Source organism: Parabacteroides sp. KHUB-01 (genome assembly GCF_056640935.1).
In genome coordinates this window covers 649,775-670,133 of record NZ_CM153256.1, presented here as the reverse complement: position 1 = coordinate 670,133, position 20,359 = coordinate 649,775, and the positions used below count along the sequence as shown (strand labels likewise).

Below are 20,359 nucleotides of genomic sequence, written 5' to 3'. Positions count from 1 at the left end.
GAATAAATAATATCATGAAGAAAATTGTTACCTTATCTGTTATTTCATTTTTGTTTGTTTGCTGTACTGGTCCGAAAGATGTGCAGCAGGATGATGCACCGTTAAAGAAAATAAGTCAGATTGATTTTTCACATGTGAAAATTGAGGATTCGTTTTGGTATCCTCGTTTGGAAAAACATACCTCAGCGACATTGCCGGTGTGTATTGACCAGATTGAAAATCAGACAGGGCGAATAAAGAACTTTGAGAATGCAGCAAAGGGCGAAGGCAAGCATTCCGGTATCTTTTTTGATGATTCGGATGTGTATAAGGCTTTGGAAGGTATTGCTTATAGCCTGATAAACAATCCTGATGCAGAGCTGGAAAAGAAGGCGGATGAATGGATTGACAAAATGGCGGCGGCTCAGCAACCTGACGGATATATCAATACGTATTATACTCTTACGGGGCTGGACAAAAGATGGACTAATATGGATAAGCACGAGATGTATTGTGCTGGTCATATGATTGAAGCTGCTGTGGCTTATTATAAGGCTACGGGAAAGAGAAAGTTGCTGGATGTGAGTATTCGTATGGCTGACCATATGATGAGTGTGTTCGGTCCGGGAAAAAGAAATTGGGTTCCGGGTCATGAGGAGATTGAGCTTGCTTTGGTGAAATTATATGAAACTACTGGCGAGACGAAATATTTGGATTTCGCTAACTGGTTGCTTGAGGAGCGCGGACATGGCTATGGCAGCATGGGCGGCGAAGGCGAGTGGAACAAGGAGTATTATCAGGATGTGGTTCCGGTTCGTGACCTGGAAAGTATTTCAGGACACGCTGTAAGATGTATGTATCTGTATTGTGGAATGGCAGATGTTGCCGCATTGAAGAACGATACCGGATATGTTGAGGCGATGAACAAATTGTGGGATGATGTGGTGCATCGCAATATGTATATTACAGGCGGAATAGGTTCGTCCGGACATAATGAAGGTTTCACTGTTGATTATGACTTGCCTAATCTTGAGGCTTATTGTGAGACTTGTGCTTCTGTAGGAATGGTTTTTTGGAATCAGAGAATGAATCAGTTTACAGGAGATTCGAAATATGTGGATGTTCTGGAACGTTCTATGTATAATGGTGCGCTGGCAGGTGTGTCACTTGCCGGTGATAGATTTTTCTATGTGAATCCTTTGGAGTCAAAAGGTAATCATAATCGTAAGGAATGGTATGGTTGTGCCTGCTGTCCGAGTCAGATTTCACGTTTTCTTCCGTCGATTGGAAATTATATTTATGGAGTTTCAAAGGATGCTTTATGGGTGAATCTGTTTATAGGAAATACAACAGTTGTTGATATTGATGGTAAGGAAGTGAAGCTGCATCAGGAAACATCTTATCCATGGGAAGGAAAGGTGAACCTGACAGTTTCGGCAGAGAATGATATTGACAAGGATTTGCGAATCCGTATTCCGGAATGGTGCGATGAATACAGCTTGAGTGTTGATGGTAAGGCTGTGGACGCTGATGTAGAGAAAGGATATGCTGTGATTAAGGAATGGAACCCTGGAGATGTTGTGACACTGGATATGGCAATGCCTGTGGAAATTATGGAGTCAGACCCGAGAGTTAAGGAAAACGTTGGAAAGAGGGCTATTCAGAGAGGACCGCTTGTATATTGTATTGAAGAAGTGGACAATGGTACTGGTTTTGATTCGCTCCACTTGAATGACTCTTCGTCATTTGAAGTTGCTGATGTTCCGGATTTGCTTGGCGGAGTAAAGGTGATTAAAGCTAAAACAGACGACAAAAATATTTTGTTTGTGCCTTATTATGCGTGGGATAATCGCTCGGCAGGAAAGATGAAAGTTTGGTTGGAATGGAAATAATTATGAGACGAAAGTTTGTATTATCAGGAATGTTGATTTTAGCGGCGGGATTTTCGCTGCTTTGTGCGGCTGATGCGAGCACAGTTTTGGAAAATAAAGAGGGTAAAGAATATTATACAAATCCGGTTATTCGGATTTCTGCTCCGGACCCAACAGCGATAAAGGCTGGTGATGGTTATTATTATTTGTATTCGACTGAAGATATAAAGAATCTTCCGATATTCAGGTCTGATAACCTGGTTGACTGGGTTGAAGTGGGAACGGCTTTTACCGATGCGACTCGTCCGAATTTTGTAGATAATAATCCTGAAGGAAAGAAGGCTGCAATATGGGCTCCGGATATACAGTATATAAATGGAAAATATGTATTGTTCTATTCTCTTGCCGAATGGGGTAATCATTGGATAAGCACAGTGGGATATGCTGTGTCTGATTCGCCTGTTGGTCCTTTTGTGCCTAAGGGAAAGGTATTCAACAGCCGTGATGTAGATGTGGAAAATTCAATCGACCAGTTCTTTTATGAGGAGAATGGTAAATATTATATGCTGTGGGGAAGTTTCCGAGGAATATATATAATGGAACTGGATATAAACAGCAATATGGATATCACTCCGAAACTGGAAACTAAAAAGCAGATTGCTGGAAATGCCTATGAAGGAATAAACTTATGGAAGAAAGACGGTTATTATTATTTGTTCGGTTCGATTGGTTCATGTTGTGAGGGTGAGAAAAGTACATATACAACTGTGGTTGGACGCTCGAAAAGTTTGTTTGGACCATATTTAGACAGAAAAGGCGGTAGCATGATGGACAACAAGCATGAAGTTGTGCTTCATAAGAATAATCGCTTTGTAGGGACTGGTCATAATTCATTGCTGCAGGTTGATGATGAGGGAAACACATGGATGCTTTATCATGCCTTTGAGCTCGACAGGCTTGATGCTCACAGGCAGGTGCTTCTTGACAAGGTGTTATGGGATAAGGACGGTTGGCCTTATGTTGAGAACTTGCAGCCATCGGATAAGGCTGAGGCTCCGGTTGTAACATCTCCGGTAAATCTTTCGAACGGAATGGAAGCAGTGATTAGCCTTAAAACTCCAGGAAATCCGGCAAAGGATTATCATCTTGAATTTAAGAGCGGAGGCGAAGGCGGTATGGATTTCCGTCTGGTTCCTGGTGCTGATATTCCGGCATTTGTGTATAATAGCATTGATACAACCGGAGGCAAGAAAAGGCTTAAGGTTATGATAGTAGCTACTGATGATATATATTTTAATTACAAGCATAAGGTTAAGACCGGATACAGACATGACGATTGTATGTTTCTGATGCCGGGCTTCTGGTATAGGAAGAATTTACGCTCGCCGAAAGAGGCTCCGTCGTTCTATACTTCGGATAGCTGGGTAGTGCGTGAAGACAGATTGAGTTCTCCTGTAACTGTAATTTATGATGAAAAGGAGAAAAAATCAATGTCAGTTTTCCGTGTACCGGAAGGAGAAGGAAAGGATGCTATGACTTCACATAAAAGTGGAGAAGTGATTCTTTCAGGTGTTTCTTCAATAGGTTATGTAGGTTTTGAGAATGATAATGGAGAATCTTGTCTGTCGTTCGGTTTTCCGTATTGCGAATCTCCGTCCAGTTATATCAGGAAACTTACTCTTGTTCCTGAGATAGAAACATTCTGCTATTTGCCGAAAGGTGAAACTTGTTCTTTTTCATGGATTATATCGGAGGAGAAAAGTGATAAATATTCTGATGTCGTTGAGAAAACATGGAAAGAATGTTTTGACCTTTACAAGCCTATGCCGGTGGAAACAGCATATGATACTGAATATATGAAAAGTGTGCTGAGCAATTATTTTAAGGAAAGTTATGTTGACAAATATGAATTGAAATATTATTCAGGAGTGGAACTGGAAACAGCTACTTGTGAGCCTAATGATATTGCTGAGGTTGGATTTATTGGCCGCACTCTTTTGAATGCTTTCAATGCTTTGGAATATGGTGAGTCTAAGAATGATGAGGAAATGGTAGCAGATGCACGCTCTGTGTTTGATTCTTATAAAGAAAAAGGATTCTCCGATAGTGGCTTCCTGCGTGAAGTTGTTAAGTTTGAACATAAATATGATGCTGACTTAAACAGTATACGCCGTCAGTCAGAAGGTGTATATGCCATATTGTATTATCTGAATCACGAGAAACAGAATGGAAGGAAGCACTCTGAATGGAACGAGAAAATCCGCCGTATCTTGGACTTGTTTCTTCAATTGCAGAATGAGGACGGAAGTTTTCCGAGAAAATTCAGAAACGACATGAGCATCGTTGACAAGAGTGGTGGTAGCACTCCATCGGCTGTGTTGCCGCTGGTGATGGGCTATAAGTTCTTCAATGAAACGAAATATTTGAATGCAGCCCGCAAAGCAGTGGATTATTTGGAGAAAGAGATAATATCTAAGTCGGACTATTTCTCTTCTACTCTTGATGCAAACTGTGAGGATAAGGAGGCTTCTCTTTATGCTTGTTCTGCATCATATTATTTGGCATTAGTGTCGAAAGGAAAGGATCATGAGCATTATGCTGAACTGGCAAGAAAGGCTGCATGCTTTGCCTTGTCGTGGTATTACACTTGGGATGTTCCTTTTGCTCCGGGACAGATGCTTGGTGATTTAGGACTAAAAACCAGAGGTTGGGGAAATGTCTCAGTGGAGAATAATCATATTGATGTCTTTGTCTTTGACTTTGTGAATGTGTTACGCTGGCTGTCTGTTGAGTTTGGCGAGAGCAGATTTGCTGACTTTGCCAATGTTATTGATTCATCTATGAGGCAGTTGTTACCTTATGATGGTCATATGTGCAACATTGCCAAGAAGGGATTTTATCCGGAAGTGGTGCAGCACACAAATTGGGATTATGGAAAGAATGGCAAAGGCTTTTATAATGATATATTTGGTCCGGGATGGACAGTTGCTTCATTGTGGGAGTTGCTTTCTCCTGGTCGTGCTGAGAAATTTCTAAAGTGAGTTTTGTGCAAACTTGCCCACAATTGGATATTTAAATAAAAAATTAATTTTGAATTGTTACTTATGAAAAAAACACTATGTTTAGCGATAATGGCTGTCTCTTCGTTGATTGGAACAGCCTCAGCTACACCGGAAACAGAGGTTGTGAGTTGCGACAATTATATAAATAACAGATATCCTTTGGTTAAAAAGGACTATATGGAATTGCCATTGGGCAGTATAAAAGCCGAAGGATGGATGCATGAGCAGCTTCTTAGAATGAAGAATGGAATGACAGGTCATCTCGATAAAGTATATGAGCATGTTATGGGTAGCCGGAACGGATGGCTTGGCGGTGACGGTGATGTATGGGAACGCGGTCCGTATTGGATTGACGGTTTGCTACCTTTGGCATATATCCTGAATGATGAGGAACTGATAGCAAAGGTTAAGCCGTGGATTGAATGGTCGCTTGCCTCTCAGAAAGAAAACGGATATTTTGGTCCGGACACAGACCGTCCTTATGAGGCTGGTTTACAACGTGACAATGCACACGACTGGTGGCCAAAGATGGTGATGCTGAAGATTATGCAGCAGTATTATATGGCTACAGAAGATGAAAGAGTAATTGATTTCCTGACGAAATATTTCAGATATCAGCTGGAAAAACTTCCGGAAAGTCCTTTAGGTCATTGGACTTTCTGGGGAGAACAACGAGGCGGAGATAATCTGATGGTTGTTTATTGGCTGTATAATATAACTGGAGACAAGTTTCTGCTAGAACTTGGGGAATTGATTCATAGTCAGACATTCAACTGGACTGATGTCTTCCTGGAAGGAGATCATCTTATTCGTCAACATAGTCTGCATTGTGTAAATCTGGCACAGGGGTTCAAGGAACCGGTGGTTTATTACCAGCAGTGTAAGGATGAATGTCAGTTGGATGCAATGCGAAAGGCTGTATCGCAGATTCGTAATACTATAGGTTTGCCAACTGGTTTGTGGGGCGGTGATGAATTATTGCGTTTTGGAAAGCCTACTGCAGGTTCAGAGCTTTGTACAGCTGTTGAGATGATGTTTTCTCTTGAGAAGATTCTGGAGATTACAGGTGGTGTGGAATGGGCTGATTATTTGGAAAAGATTGCATATAATGTGCTTCCTACGCAGGTGACTGACAACTATGATGCGCGCCAGTATTATCAGCAGTTTAATCAGGTAAGTGTAACTCGAGATGTAAGAGAATTTTCTACTCCACATGATGATACGGATTTGCTTTTTGGAGTGCTTACGGGATATCCTTGTTGTACTTCCAACTTGCATCAGGGTTGGCCTAAGCTAGTACAGAATCTTTGGTATGCTACTGAGGACCGTGGTGTTGCAGCACTAGTTTACGCTCCGTCGGAAGTTAGTGTGAAAGTTGCCAATGGTGTTGGTGTTAGGATTACAGAAGAAACTGATTATCCTTTTGACGAAAAGATTGATTTTCTTGTGTCACTTGATGATAAGGATAAGGTGTGCTTCCCGTTTCATCTCAGAATACCAGCATGGTGTGCAAATGCAGAGATAATGGTTAACGGAGAAAAATTGGATATCGACATACATTCTGGGGAGGTGGCTGAAGTTTACCGGGAATGGAAAAGTGGTGACAGGTTGACATTGAATCTGCCGATGGAAGTTTCTGTCAGCTGTTGGTATGATAATGGTGCAGTGATTGAGCGTGGTCCTCTAATTTATGCTCTTAAGATGAATGAGAAATGGATTAAAAAAGAGTTTGAAAAAGAATACAGAACTAAGTATGGTGACAGTTATTATGAAGTGACGTCGGACACTCCGTGGAATTTTGCTCTTTCTGCATCAGCATTGGCTAAGGATAAGATAAAGGAATCATTCATTGTTGAGGAGAAAAAGCAAGGAAAGAATTCTTATCCGTGGAATGTGGATAATGCACCTATTGTTATCCGAACTAAGGCAAAGATACTTAAAGACTGGAAACTTGTGAATGGTTCAGTGGGTCCGGTTGCATATTATACACAGATGGACGCTGATGTTATTGGTGAGAAAACTATTGAATTGATTCCATTTGGTTGTACTACATTGCGTGTTGCTGAATTTCCGGTAAGGAGATAGAATGACGATTTAATAAAGAAGACTTAGAAATATTTCATTTATTAACCATATAAATCGAATTAAAATACTATTAGAATCATGAAAAAGAATTTAGAAAAATTGAACAGACGAGAGTTCCTTGGTTTGTCAGCGTTAGGCTTGGCTAGTTTTACAATCCTTCCTAGTTGGTCTGTAAACGGACAAAAATTTGCGCCGAGTGACAGGGTTGTCATGGGGTTCATCGGTTTGGGCAGACAAGGATTGAGTGATTTCTACGCGGCAAGTAAATGTCCGGGAGTGCAGGTTGTGGCAGGCTGTGATGTAGATTCGCTGAAGACTGCCAGATTTGCAAAGAAGGTTATGGAATGGCAGAAGGAGGCAGGTTGGAATCAGAGATGTGACTCATATGAATTTTATGAAGATTTGCTGGATAGAAAAGATATCGATGTCGTTTCGATAGCTACTCCAGACCATTGGCATGCACTTGCAGCTATTCATGCGTGCCAGGCATCAAAAGATGTTTATCTACAGAAGCCTTTGACTTATACAATATCAGAGAGTCTTGCAGTGAAAAGAGCAGTTAGGGCAAACAACCGTGTATTACAGGTTGGCAGTCAGCAGCGTTCGGACAGTGAATTCCAGAAGGCAATTTATATTGTACGTTCTGGAATGATTGGGCATATTGAGAGTGTTCAGGTCCAGATTGGAGAACCTCCTGTTCCTTTTGATTTGCCTGAATTCCCTGTTCCTGCATCTTTGAACTTTAACCGATGGATGGGACCGTTGACAAGTCCTAAAGTTCATTATCATCCAGATATGTGTCCTCCTATTGATAATCCTGAGATGAAAGAAACAGGACCTTGGGCTGTATGGCGTTATTATCAGGAAACAGGAAATGGTTTTACCGGCGACTGGGGTGCACATCATTATGATATAACACAAGCAGCTCTTGGTATGGATGGATCAGGACCTTCAGAATATATTCCTAAAGGATATAACGGAACAAAGCATTGTACAATGAAATATGCAAATGGTATTGTTGTTACAGAACAAATCATTGATGACTGGAAAGACGGAAAGCCAGATCCAAATGAAAAAGGTATAAAATTCTTTGGTACTAAAGGTTGGTTGAAAGTAGCACGCGGATTTATTGAATGTTCAGATCCTTCGGTATTGAAGGAAATTGGAGAAGATAGATTCAAGAAACCGTCACATATGCAGAACTTTGTTGACTGTGTGCGTTCACGTGAAATCCCTATCGCTCCGGTAGAGGTTGGATGTAGTACGAATATAATGTGTTGTCTGAATAATATTGCACATGAACTGCGTCGCCCTGTAAATTGGGATCCTGCAACTTTGAGTTTCGGAAATGACAAGGAAGCAGAAGCCCACAGGTTGTATCATTATGACTATCGTAATCCTTATAAATTGCCGTATTGGGATGAATAAATAGGATCTTAAGTTTTGTAAACTAACCTTACGGTTGAAGTGTTGACAAGTTGACAGGAAAAGCATTTGAACGGATTTTTCTTATATTTAGTATAGAAAAGTAATAGTTGCTTGTTCTTGTCAACTTGTCTTTTTGAAGCCTTGTTAACTTTAATAAACCGGATATGTAAAATCTTTGGTGCTATAGTAAAAAATTATCTGTTTCTCCATATCTTTGTGTGCAATTATAAATTAATTTTCTAAACACTTTGAATATGGAATCAATTAAACAAATATATCGAATAGGAAATGGACCATCCAGTAGTCATACAATGGGTCCGCGCCGTGCTGCTAAAATGTTTCTTGAGAGAATATGTGGCATGGATTATAAGAAACTGTCAGTAACTTTATATGGTAGTTTGGCAGCAACAGGCAAAGGCCATATGACGGATGCGGCAATACTTGAAGTCCTTACTCCGAAAGCTCCGGTAGATATAATATGGGAACCTAAGGTGTTCCTCCCATTTCACCCTAATGGAATGTTGTTTCAGGCTTTTTCTCAGGATGGAACAGTGTTGGACAGTTGGACTATTTTCAGTATTGGCGGAGGGACATTGGCTAATGAAGAATATAATGAGCAGAAAGCTGCTGAGATATATGAAATGAGTACGATCCGTGAAATACAGAATTGGTGTGAGTCAACAGGTCATTCATATTGGGAATATGTTGGCATGCGTGAAGGTTCTGAAATTTGGGATTATCTTGCTGAAGTGTGGGACGTTATGCAAGCTGCAGTGCGCAGAGGTCTTGAGGCTGAAGGTATTCTTCCAGGAGGACTTGGTATACGTCGCAAAGCTTCTGATTATATGATTCGTGCTAAAGGTTTTGGTAATAGTATAAAGAGTAGAGGTCTGGTTTATGCATATGCACTTGCTGTTTCTGAAGAAAATGCTTGTGGTGGCGAGATTGTGACTGCTCCTACATGTGGTTCGTGTGGTGTTATGCCTGCCGTATTATATCATCTTAAAGAAACTCGTGAATTTAGAGACTCAAGAATATTGAGAGCTTTGGCTACTGCCGGACTATTTGGCAATGTTGTTAGAACTAATGCTTCGGTTTCTGGAGCAGAAGTTGGTTGCCAGGGTGAAGTTGGTGTTGCTTGTGCTATGGCTGCTGGAGCAGCAAGTCAGCTGTTTGGTGGAACACCTGCTCAGATTGAATATGCTTCCGAAATGGGACTGGAACATCACCTTGGATTAACTTGTGACCCGGTGTGTGGTCTGGTTCAGATTCCGTGTATCGAGAGAAATGCTTTTGCTGCGGCTAGAGCTCTTGATGCAAATACATTCTCTACTTTCTCGGACGGAAAGCACCGTGTAAGCTTCGACCAGGTTGTGGAAGTGATGCGACAGACGGGAAAAGACCTTCCTTCTTTGTATAAGGAAACTTCTGAAGGCGGATTGGCTAAACATATGGAAGAACACTTTAATTAAGAAAATAGATTGTTATTTTTATTTTATCCTAAATCATATACAATGAGAAATTTTTATAAGTTGATGGCTTTGATTTTCCCTTTGTTGGGCATTGCATGCTCACAGACGAAAAATCAGGAAACAGTGGTTGAGAAGAAAAGTGGAAATCCGGTTTTCGAAGGTTGGTATGCTGACCCGGAAGCTATAATATATGATGACACATATTGGATTTATCCGACTTATAGTGCTGAATATGAAAAACAGACTTTCTTTGATTGCTTCTCTTCTAAAGATTTGGTGAATTGGACAAAACATAGTTCTATAATCGACACAGCTGAAGTAAAATGGGCTAAGCGAGCTATGTGGGCTCCATCTGTTATTCGCAAGGATGGAAAATATTACTTTTTCTTTGCAGCGAATGATGTGCATGAAGGTGAAGTTGGCGGAATTGGTGTTGCTGTCAGCGACAAGCCGGAAGGTCCATATAAGGATTTGCTGGGCAAACCTTTGATTAATGATATCGTGAACGGTGCACAACCTATCGACCAGTATGTATTCTGTGAAAATGGTGAATACTATATGTATTATGGCGGATGGAAACATTGTAATTTGGTGCGCCTGAAAGATGACTTTACAGGTTTGAAGCCATTTGATGATGGTGAATACTATAAGGAAATTACACCGGAAAATTACGTGGAAGGTCCGACAATGTTCAAGAGAAACGGAAAATATTATTTTATGTGGAGCGAAGGCGGATGGTTTGGTCCGGACTATTGTGTAGCTTATGCAATCTGTGATTCTCCTTTCGGTCCGTTTGAGCGAATTGGTGTAGTTCTGCAGCAGGATCCGGAAATTGGAACTGGAGCCGGACATCACTCTATTATCAACATTCCGGGAACAGATGAATATTATATAGTTTATCACCGTCATCCGTTGAACGATGAAAACGGACATCACCGTTACACATGTATAGAGAGAATGACTTTCGATGAGAAAGGTTATATCAATCCTATCAAAATAACAAATGAGGGTGTAAGTGAAAAAAAGTTGACTAAATGAGGAAAATAGAAAATCTGCTATCGTCGGCGGTAACTGCCGCCGTGCTTATGATAATATATGCAGTTGGACTGGCTGTCGCTACATTTATTGAGAAATATATGGGGACAGTCGCCGCTAAATCAATTGTTTATTATTCGCCTTTATTCATTTTATTGCAGCTTCTTATGATTGTCAATTTCTTGTTTATGACAAGAAAGTATTCATTGTTCAGCCGTAAGAAATGGGGAGCGATAATAACTCACTTTTCGTTTATAGTAATTTTGTGTGGTGCCTTTGTTTCGCATGTGTTCAGCGAAGAAGGCATCATGCATATCCGTGAAGGAGAGAAAACAAGTGTAATGGAAATCCGTACATCCAAGGGAGTAACAACTCATAATCTTCCTTTTGATGTGGAGCTGACGGATTTTATCCTTACAAGATATCCCGGTTCGTCAAGCCCTTCTTCCTACGAGAGTAAGGTGAATGTGTATGTGGACGGCCAAAAGCGCCAGGAGAGGATTTATATGAATAATGTTCTTGACTTGAAGGGTTATCGTTTCTTTCAGGCTTCGTATGACAGGGATGAGCTTGGCACAGTGCTTTCTGTGAGCAGAGATGTTGCCGGACGTACAATCACATATGTTGGTTATGCCTTGTTGTTCCTGGGTCTGATAATTTGCCTTGTTGAGCCTAATTCACGATTTATGCAATTGAACAGACAACTGAAGAGAATCAGAGAATCGGCTGGAAAAATTTCGTGTGTGATTCTTCTTATCGCCATGTCTGCTTCGTATGTAAATGCTAAATCACAGATAGAAAAGGTTTTGCTGGAAAAATCAGTGCCTGTTGATAAGGCTGAGCTTTTCGGAGAACTTCCAGTTCAGTCTATTTCCGGAAGAATGATTCCGATGAATACTTTCTCTTCTGAGATATTGAGGAAGATTTATAACGAAGATAATTTTAAGGGACTGAATTCAGACCAGTTTCTTCTTAGTTTTCTGGCTATGCCTAATATGTGGGTTCAGGTGCCGTTCATAAGTTTGCCAAGCAAGGATATTTCATCAAAGTATAATCTTACTGAAAATATATGTGCTTATGTGGAATTGTTTGATTCCAACGGCGCCTATAAGCTGCAGAAAGATTTGGAAGAAGTTTATCAGAAACTGTTTAAATTTTATTCAAAAATAATTTTATGGCAGCGATATGCATCATGGCTTCGTGCGTATCGGCCCTGTATTCATAGTCAATGGTCAGTCTCCTGAAGTTCTCGAGCCATGAGAAAGTGCGCTCGACAATCCATCTTTTTGGCATGGGGACAAATCTGTCCGTCCGTTTGTCGGACCTGAGTACGACATCCAGGTCGCAATGCAGCAGTCTCTTGACCGTGTTCCTGACAGTCTCGCCCCTGTAACCTCCGTCCGCCAGAATCCGTTTCAGCCCCGGGAATTTGTATCTCATGGATTCGAACACCTCTTCCGCCCCTACGCTGTCATGGACATTTGCCGGATGGACTCTCACTGACATGGGCAGCCCCAGTGTGTCAACCACTATGTGCTCCTTCCTGCCCTTTATCTTTTTGTTTCCGTCTATTCCCCTTTGACCATCAATATGATGGGAGGTCCTGACACTCCTTGAGTCGATGATCCCAAGGCTGGGACTCTCCGCCCTGCCCGAAAGACGGCGGACAATGCCGCGGAGGGTGTCGAAGATCTCTTCAAGCAGGCCCTCGTTCTTCCACTTGCTGAAATAGTAATACACTGTCTGCCACGGAGCGAAATCCGATGGGAGCATTCTCCACTGCACGCCGGTCTTCACGATGTACAGGATGCCGTCAAAAACAGAGCGCAGTGAATATTTTCTGAATCTTTCTTTGGGGTCTAACATATTTTTTATAACTTGCCACTGTTTATCAGTCAGGTTGGTTGGGTACTTATGCATAACTTTAATGTCTTGATAATCATAAAGTTACGAAAAAAATTCCAATTAACCTACTGATTTACAACTAATTATAAATAAATTTAAACAGATTCTCAGAAGATGCCTGCACAGCGCACTCGCTTGGACAAGGATTTGCTAAAGCTGGATGAACAGGCTAATCTTATTTATCAGCTTATGAATTTCCAGCTGATTCAAATTTTCCCTCAGGAAGAACATCCGGAACATAAATGGTATGCGCCGGGAGATGATTTGTCTTCATTCTCAGGAAAGGATTCGTTGTTCGTGGCTATGGTTTTCCCATGGTATATTCAGGAAGTGCAGAAAGGTCTGCAGACTTCGGACTGGGCAAAAGCTGACGAATTGCTTGAAGGCATAAAACTATATCAGGAAAAGAAAAACGGCATTCCCGATTTCAGCACAGATAAGATAAAAGCAGAGATAAAGTATAATAATTTGGATGTGTTCAGAACTTGCAAGAAAGGATATCTTATTCTGGGTGGGTTATTGCTTGTGTTGGCTTTTGTATCGCTGTTCAATTATCGTTCTTGGATAAAGATTGCAGGTGGAGTTTTGATAGCCGGTATTTTACTGGTGTTCGCATATCACATTTATGGAATGGGATTCCGATGGTATATTGCAGGCTATGCTCCGTGGAGTAATTCTTACGAAACAATGGTTTATGTAGCTTGGGCTACTGTACTCGCCGGACTTGTATTTATGCGCAAAAGTGTAATGACGATGGCTTTGGCAACTTTGTTCGGTGGCATTATCCTCTTCGTGTCCGGATTGAGCTGGATGGATCCGCAGATAAGTCCGTTGGTTCCTGTTCTTAAGTCGCCATGGCTTATGTTTCATGTGGCGGTCATTGTTGCTGCATATGGATTCTTCGGCATTTGTTGCCTGATTGGTCTGACAAATATGGTTCTGATTATCGTACGCAACGAAAAGAATAAAGCTCTTGTTTCGGCAAGAATTGAGGAGCTGACTGTTATTAATGAGATGGCAATGTTGATAGGACTTGTTCTTATGACTATTGGTACATTCTTGGGAGCAATATGGGCAAATGAATCTTGGGGAAGATATTGGGGCTGGGACCCGAAAGAAACTTGGGCTCTGATAACAATGATTGTTTATGCGCTTGTGTCGCATTTGCGTCTGTTGCCAAAGTTGCATAACAAATGGTCATTTAATTTTCTATCGGTAATAGCATTCCTCTCTGTATTGATGACATTCTTTGGCGTGAATTATTTCCTTAGTGGAATGCACTCATATGGTGAGAATGACAATATCAACGGATTGTTTGTATATATATATTCAGGCATAGGACTGGTGGTGCTTATTGGCATTGCTGCCGGATTGAAATATAGAAAATAAAGAAACGAGTTGACAAGAATGTAAGTTGACAAGGTTTATTATTTCCTTGTCAACTTGTTCACTTGTCAACTTGTTTCTTTTTTTATTTACCCCAGTTTGGATTAGTCTGAGTTTCCTTATCTGGAATATCCCAAGTCATATGTTCAATAGTGACAGAAGTTTTGTCGCTCCAATGATTACTTCCTTCATAAACCGGAGCTTCGTTCCATCTTTTATGGTTGAAGAAATTCACACCGTTTTCTGCCCACATTTCCATTCTCCACTGAAGTTTTACCATTTCCAAAGCAGATTTACCCTGCATTGAAGGATAAGTGTCGCAAGTAAGAGGAGTTGCTTCGGCCTTGGTTCTTGCAGCCAGAAGTTTGTTGAGAGTTTCTTTTGCGCCATTTTCATCTCCTGACACTGCCTGTGCTTCAGCAAGCATAAGCAGAACTTCGGATGTACGGAACAGAATCACATCGGAATTTGTCTTGTCGTGTGTTCTTTTGTCCTGATCGGAAGCGATGCTGGCAGCCCATTTCAGAGATGTAAATGCAGGAATATTTTTCGGATACCACACAGTGTCGTTGGAAACGATTTCGAAATAAGGGAACTCGTTTATCTCAGTCGTAAATCGCTCTTTGCGATAGTCGGTGTCGGCGAATTTACTGTACAGGACATCGTCAATCTGCATATAATCTTCACCATATCCGCCATTTGAACTGTTGAATGGGTCAAGATAGAACCATGGATATTGATTACTGTCGTTGGTCCATCCGAACATACATTCAGGATTTACAGCTACAGACATAAAAGCATTGTCGTCAGCGAAAACATCATCTTTCTTCTCGCATATAGCTTTTACTCTGCTATTGGCTGCTCCATAATGTTTTTCTTCTATGAATTTCCATCCGTAATGATCCAATATATCCTTGCATGCTGTTATGCAGGATTGATAATCTCCGGTTTGCAATGCAGCACGTGCCACCATATATTGAGTTATTCCAAGGTCAATATCATAAACTTCGGTTTGAGTATTTCCTATTGTATAACCTCCGTTACCAAAGTTTGATTCACCAAACAGCTCTACAGCCTGGTTCAGGTCTTCTTTTATGAAATTCCATGTTTCTTCGGCAGATGAAGGTGCAACAGGCTCATTATATGCATATTTGGTATAGATAGGCATTCCTGTTCCTTCCTTTCCGCCGTGAAGATAGGATTTGGTGAAACGTTCCATCAGCTCCATATATCCGAATGCACGTATAGTCAGACATTGTGCTTTGTATTTCTTGAGCAGGGCAGAGGCAGAAACTATATCGTCCGACAAATACATAAGAACTTTGTTTGCCTCGTTTATAATAAGCGAAGGACCAACCCAATATCCGTAGCACGATTCAACTTGGTTTGATTCCCAATACATAAGCGAAGGATCATTACGATAGTATCTTCCCCAGCCGGCTGTGTTCCTTGTGTCGCCATAGACAATGTCTCCACATTGCAAATCTCTCATCATGGCAAAAGCCCATTCGTTGTCGTAAGTCATGTTGCTGAAACCGCCGTACATTTTGTTGTCTCTGCGGCAGAGCTGTCCGGGCATGTTTGCTGCTAATCCGCCAAGAATCATTTCTCTCTGAGCATCTGTTCCGTTCATAAGGATATCTTCAATCTGCTCATCAGTGAACTTGTTTGGGTCGGTTATATTAAGTTTATCTGCGCAAGAACTCATCATTAGAGTTCCGGCAAAAGCTATGATTGCGCTTTTTGTGTAAAAATTCATTTTCATGACAATATTATATTTTGTGGTTCCGGTAACTCAATATTCTATTTTTGCCACTATCTCATATTAAGTTTTTCGAAACATTAATTACTAAATAAAGACTAGAACTCAAGATTTATACCAATGGACATTGTTCGCATAGTTGGATAAATGTATTGTCCGACAGCCCAACCTCCAGTAAGAGCCATACTTGGGTCAACACCTTTTTTAGCAGAAACAAAAAACAGATTGTCAGCAGAAGCATATACTCTTAATTTACTTATATGCATTTTGTCTAATAAGTTCTGAGGAAGAGTGTATCCCAAAGTGATATTCTTACATCTCAAATAAGAAGCTGAGAACAATGACATATCTGTGTATTTCCACGAACCAAAGGTTGAACCATCGTAATAAAAGTTCTCGTCAACAGCATACCATTGCATTGGAAAATATGCATTAGTATTTTGCGGAGTCCAGGTATTTCCTAACAAATCTGTTGATTGAGGCTCATATCCAATTCCTGCCTGAGCACTTCTGTAAAGTCCGTTGGCATATTCTGTGGAGAAGAATTTTCCACCAAGTTGATATGCAAGTATCACCTGAAGGTCGAAATCCTTATAGCGCAACGAAGTTGTGAATCCGCCAATCCATTTTGGAATCGCACTTCCCATTTCATATTGCGAAGCGTCGCTGCTTACGGTTGTAGGAACATTGTCTCCGACTTGATAATTAGCGTAGCGTCCGCCGTGGTCATTGTTGTGCACATCGTCATACGTAACGCGGTGCCAATACATTGGAAGACCGCTGTTCTGGTCAACTCCGGCATATCTATACAAATAAATATTATACCAGTCACGACCTTCGCCTCTCAGATAGAACGGGAAACTTGTATCACCTGAGCCAGTCGCACTCCATCCTTCTCCGTTGGCAAGCCAAGTTCCTTTAGGAAGGTCAGAAGTTTCGTTCCAGGCGGGAATTGTAGATTCCGGAACGTCAACCAAGATTGTTCTGTAATGAGTACCGTTGAGTGACACGCTCCATGTCCAATCTCTGGTGTTTATGATGTTTGTACTTAATTCTAATTCAAAACCTCTGTTTCTTAACTTGGCAGAGTTACGTTGTCTGGTTTCTGCTCCGGCATTTCCAAGAATAGATACAGGTTCGTTGTAGAAAGAGTTGACCGTTAGATTATCATAAAAATCCACGCTACCAACCAGTTTGTTTCCAAACAGAGAGAAATCAAGACCGATATCAGTTGTATGAACTGTTTCCCAAGTAAGTTCTTCGTTTATCAGTGAACCATAGCCAATGGAATATTCTTGTCCTGTTCCCTGTCCGTTAGTTGAAGGATTCCATACAGCCACGCCATAAGTCCAAGTGTGGTTTGTATAGTTACCAATACCATTCTGGTTACCAATGACACCGTAGCTTGCACGGAGCTTAGCATTGTCCAGCCATCCTTTGGTTGCCTGCATGAACGGTTCGGATGTGAAACGCCATCCACCGCCTACTGACCAGAATGTGCCCCATTTATTTATCATGAATTTTGATGAACCATCACTTCTCACAGAACCAGACAAATAATATTTATCGTCATATACATAATTAGCCCTCGCCATATATGATTCCATTCGGACTTTGTCGAGCGACCATCCCGGAGTGGCAAGATTGGAAATATTATAATAGTGGCTTGTAAAGTTTCCTGGAGAAATATATCCCGGAATCAGTTCATAAGCCGAACCCCAGCTAAGCATATCTTTATCCAAATCATTGTATTCATGACCAATCAATGCATCAACGTGATGTTTGTTTATGTCCTTGTTATAGCTCAGGAGCTGTTGAGTGTTTATAATCCTTTGGGTATATTTCTGTGTTCCTATGCCGCCCACACCATCACCAAGTCCGCTTTTGCTATTCAGATATTTTGTCAGCTTATTGGCGTGTTGATCCATTGAAAAATTAACAGTCAGCTTGAAGTCTTTCAGGAATGAAAAGTCGGCATATACTCTTGATGTCCAAAGATCAACTTCTGTCTGATTCTTGTTTTCGTCAATCTCGAAAAGAATATCACGCCCCAGCTGATTACCTGCAGTTGAACCAAGAGGAGAATAAGAAGAACCTTCAACTCCGGCTTCCTTCTTCTGTCCGTCTACATATATTATATTACCAATTGAGCCGTCGCTGTTTGCCTCGCGCGCCCACATTGACATTGTCGGCAAATGTCCGTTTACATACAGCATCACGTTTCCTGTTGCAGCGCCCGGATTTCGTCCCCATTTGGTCGACATCGCATTTGTAGTTGTGCGTGTGTATCCCACATTAGCTCCAACTTTAAGCCATTTGAACAATTTGGCATCTACATTGGCACGTCCGCTGTATCTTTCGAAATCGGAAGAGCGAATATATGACGGGTCGGACAGATAGCCGAGAGATGTGTAATAACTTACCTTGTCCGAACCTCCGCTGGCAGATATGTTATATTCCTGACGGAAAGCTGTGTTCAGCAATGCGTCGGCATAAGTATCTCCGTCGCCATAGAGGAATTGCGCGTTCGGATTTATTTTCCCGTCCAGTCCAACAAGATATTGTCCGCTCATTGTGGCACTTTGCAGAACTCCTGTTCCTCCATCCGGGGTGTAGATTGCTCCCGGAACATTATATGCCATCCAGTTTCCTAATCCGTTTCTGTAGAAATTTGTTTCACTATTGCTCGCTCCACTATTGTAGTTGAAAAGATGCTCGCTGGCAAATTTGGCTGCTTCTTCGTGAGTGTGGTTAGGATTGTTCACATTTGTGTATGGAACACCGTTCTCGTCAATTCCCGGACGTCCGGTTCCATTAACTCCATATCTGTATGAGTTGTAGATTGATTGCCAAACATAAGTGTAATAATCTGCGGCACTAGTCATTCCACTGGTGTTGAACGAACCGATAGAATTCCATCCCCATCTTGCGTCAAACGAAATACGAGTCTTTCCAGTCTTTCCCTTTTTCGTAGTAATCAGAACTACACCATTTGCTCCACGTGAACCATACATTGCAGTTGATGCTGCGTCTTTAAGAACGGTAATTGTTTCAATATCCTGAGGATTCATGTTTGACAGCGGGTTTTCGTTCTGCGCCGGAACACCATCAATTACGATTAGCGCCGAAGCATTGTTTCCCGTTGCAGAACTTACACCTCTCACTCTTATTCCCATATCAACACCAGGCTGTCCGTCAGCTGCAGAAACCTGAAGTCCCGGGATTGAGCCTTCAAGGGCTTTTGACACAGTTGAAACATTCTGAACTCCGATAACTTTTGAGTCAATCTGGCTCACTGCACCAGTAAGGTTTTTCCTGCTCTGTGAGCCATAGCCCAGAATTACAACTTCGTCAAGATTTTCCGTGTCTTCCTTCATCATCACATTGAATGATGTTTGTGAGCCCACGCGCATTTCCACAGTTTTATATCCTACATATGAGAAAACTATCACGGCTTTTTCCTTGTCTGGAATATTACTGATTGAAAATGTTCCGTCGATGGATGTTAGTGTCCCGATTTTAGTTCCTTTGATACTTACGTTGACGCCCGGAAGTTCATAGCCATCAGCGTCGACAACTTTTCCTGTTATTGCAGAATTTTGCGCAGATGCGACAGTTCCGATAGCAATCATCGGAAGCATCCATAATGCATGATTCTTCATATAAAATTAAGTTTTAAAACGGTTATTATTCCCAATAATCTTTTGGCATTTCTTTCAATAGAAAGTATTCTTTCTTAGTAATGAGTGTTTTTGAACTGAGTGATGCTGTGCTCCATTCTCTGAAGCTTTATAACTAAGTTGCGAGAAATGGAACACAGCTATCAGTCAATGATATTCACTGTCATCAAGTGGCAGATTATTTATATTGTTTATTAAGATCAATTCAAATGCAAAAGTATACTATTGAACAGCTTGTGGCAATATGCCTCCGCATACGTTTGTCATCACTTTTGTGGTGTTTGTCACTGATTTTGTTTGTAGTAAATTAAACTATTTACATTTGTATCACTAAGGTTGTTTTTTAGTATTTATTTGACCAATGAAATCAGTCTTTGTTTTTTGTTAATTAATTATTTGATGGAGTGTGTGGCTCGTGAGAGCGGCACACTTTTATTATGTCCTTGCCAACCAAACTTATGAAAGCCGGAGATATATAATATATATTCCTTATTATTTGCTGTATAATCTTTAAGCTTTGCCGTATAATCCGGAAATATATTATATATTCTATAAACTAAGCTTTAGTTTTTAAAAACTAAGACTAAGTTTATAAAAACTAAGACTTGATTTTTACAAACCAAGACTTAGTTTTAAGAATAGACTAGCATTTATATAAAAATAAGAATAAAATTATCAGTAATAAATCTCTTTC

At 40.9% G+C, this 20,359-nt stretch carries 10 protein-coding genes and 2 pseudogenes; 9 read left to right on the top strand and 3 right to left on the bottom strand.

The window, feature by feature from the left end; translation table 11 throughout:
- Positions 1–14 precede the first annotated feature (14 nt).
- The 8 genes and pseudogenes from ACYIAR_RS03145 (at position 15) to ACYIAR_RS03110 (ending at position 12,176) form a co-directional block, all read left to right on the top strand.
- Positions 15–1,871 carry a glycoside hydrolase family 127 protein gene (locus ACYIAR_RS03145; RefSeq protein ID WP_480332119.1) on the top strand — a complete coding sequence of 619 codons (1,857 nt, stop codon included), beginning with the start codon at positions 15–17 and terminating at the stop codon, positions 1,869–1,871.
- Positions 1,862–2,854, top strand: a pseudogene (locus tag ACYIAR_RS03140) (family 43 glycosylhydrolase); the annotation flags it as partial. The gene ACYIAR_RS03145 and the pseudogene ACYIAR_RS03140, both read left to right, overlap by 10 nt.
- Positions 2,855–2,941: 87 nt before the next feature.
- Positions 2,942–4,891 carry a hypothetical protein gene (locus tag ACYIAR_RS03135; protein ID WP_480333540.1) on the top strand — a complete coding sequence of 650 codons (1,950 nt, stop codon included), beginning with the start codon at positions 2,942–2,944 and terminating at the stop codon, positions 4,889–4,891.
- Between the two features lie 63 nt (positions 4,892–4,954).
- Positions 4,955–6,997, top strand: coding sequence for a beta-L-arabinofuranosidase domain-containing protein (locus ACYIAR_RS03130; RefSeq protein ID WP_480332118.1), 2,043 nt, complete (start codon positions 4,955–4,957; stop codon positions 6,995–6,997).
- Between the two features lie 78 nt (positions 6,998–7,075).
- Positions 7,076–8,425: a Gfo/Idh/MocA family protein gene (locus tag ACYIAR_RS03125; RefSeq protein WP_480332117.1), complete on the top strand. Its 1,350-nt coding sequence runs from the start codon at positions 7,076–7,078 to the stop codon at positions 8,423–8,425.
- A gap of 254 nt (positions 8,426–8,679) precedes the next feature.
- Complete coding sequence (locus ACYIAR_RS03120; protein ID WP_480332116.1) at positions 8,680–9,897, top strand: L-serine ammonia-lyase; 1,218 nt, start codon at positions 8,680–8,682, stop codon at positions 9,895–9,897.
- A 42-nt stretch (positions 9,898–9,939) separates the two neighbouring features.
- On the top strand, positions 9,940–10,935 hold the full coding sequence (locus ACYIAR_RS03115) for a glycoside hydrolase family 43 protein (protein ID WP_480332115.1): 996 nt from the start codon (positions 9,940–9,942) through the stop codon (positions 10,933–10,935).
- Entirely contained in the window at positions 10,932–12,176 is a 1,245-nt protein-coding gene (locus ACYIAR_RS03110; RefSeq protein ID WP_480332114.1) for a cytochrome c biogenesis ResB family protein, read from the top strand. The genes ACYIAR_RS03115 and ACYIAR_RS03110 overlap by 4 nt, the downstream gene beginning before the upstream one ends.
- On the opposite strand, the gene ACYIAR_RS03105 is transcribed toward ACYIAR_RS03110, so the two are convergent.
- A complete protein-coding gene (locus ACYIAR_RS03105) occupies positions 12,082–12,852 on the bottom strand; it encodes an IS5 family transposase (protein ID WP_270592782.1) in 771 nt (256 codons plus the stop codon). The two genes, ACYIAR_RS03110 and ACYIAR_RS03105, sit on opposite strands and share 95 nt — an antisense overlap.
- 96 nt (positions 12,853–12,948) lie before the next feature.
- Between ACYIAR_RS03105 and ACYIAR_RS03100 the strand changes: the two are divergent.
- A pseudogene (locus tag ACYIAR_RS03100) lies at positions 12,949–14,226 on the top strand (cytochrome c biogenesis protein); the annotation flags it as partial.
- A gap of 82 nt (positions 14,227–14,308) precedes the next feature.
- On the opposite strand, the gene ACYIAR_RS03095 reads toward ACYIAR_RS03100, so the two are convergent.
- Both ACYIAR_RS03095 and ACYIAR_RS03090 read right to left on the bottom strand, forming a co-directional pair.
- Positions 14,309–15,988: a RagB/SusD family nutrient uptake outer membrane protein gene (locus ACYIAR_RS03095; protein WP_480332113.1), complete on the bottom strand. Its 1,680-nt coding sequence runs from the start codon at positions 15,986–15,988 to the stop codon at positions 14,309–14,311.
- 95 nt (positions 15,989–16,083) lie between these two features.
- Entirely contained in the window at positions 16,084–19,647 is a 3,564-nt protein-coding gene (locus ACYIAR_RS03090) for a SusC/RagA family TonB-linked outer membrane protein (protein ID WP_480332112.1), read from the bottom strand.
- Positions 19,648–20,359: the final 712 nt, after the last annotated feature.

Excerpts from the sequence above, each read along its gene's own strand:
- ACYIAR_RS03090 (WP_480332112.1), bottom strand. The coding sequence starts at position 19,647 with ATGAAGAATCATGCATTATGGATGCTTCCGATGATTGCTATCGGAACT.
- ACYIAR_RS03120 (WP_480332116.1), top strand. The coding sequence starts at position 8,680 with ATGGAATCAATTAAACAAATATATCGAATAGGAAATGGACCATCCAGT.
- ACYIAR_RS03110 (WP_480332114.1), top strand. The coding sequence starts at position 10,932 with ATGAGGAAAATAGAAAATCTGCTATCGTCGGCGGTAACTGCCGCCGTG.
- ACYIAR_RS03105 (WP_270592782.1), bottom strand. The coding sequence starts at position 12,852 with ATGCATAAGTACCCAACCAACCTGACTGATAAACAGTGGCAAGTTATA.
- ACYIAR_RS03125 (WP_480332117.1), top strand. The coding sequence starts at position 7,076 with ATGAAAAAGAATTTAGAAAAATTGAACAGACGAGAGTTCCTTGGTTTG.
- ACYIAR_RS03130 (WP_480332118.1), top strand. The coding sequence starts at position 4,955 with ATGAAAAAAACACTATGTTTAGCGATAATGGCTGTCTCTTCGTTGATT.
- ACYIAR_RS03115 (WP_480332115.1), top strand. The coding sequence starts at position 9,940 with ATGAGAAATTTTTATAAGTTGATGGCTTTGATTTTCCCTTTGTTGGGC.
- ACYIAR_RS03145 (WP_480332119.1), top strand. The coding sequence starts at position 15 with ATGAAGAAAATTGTTACCTTATCTGTTATTTCATTTTTGTTTGTTTGC.
- ACYIAR_RS03095 (WP_480332113.1), bottom strand. The coding sequence starts at position 15,988 with ATGAAAATGAATTTTTACACAAAAAGCGCAATCATAGCTTTTGCCGGA.
- ACYIAR_RS03135 (WP_480333540.1), top strand. The coding sequence starts at position 2,942 with ATGGAAGCAGTGATTAGCCTTAAAACTCCAGGAAATCCGGCAAAGGAT.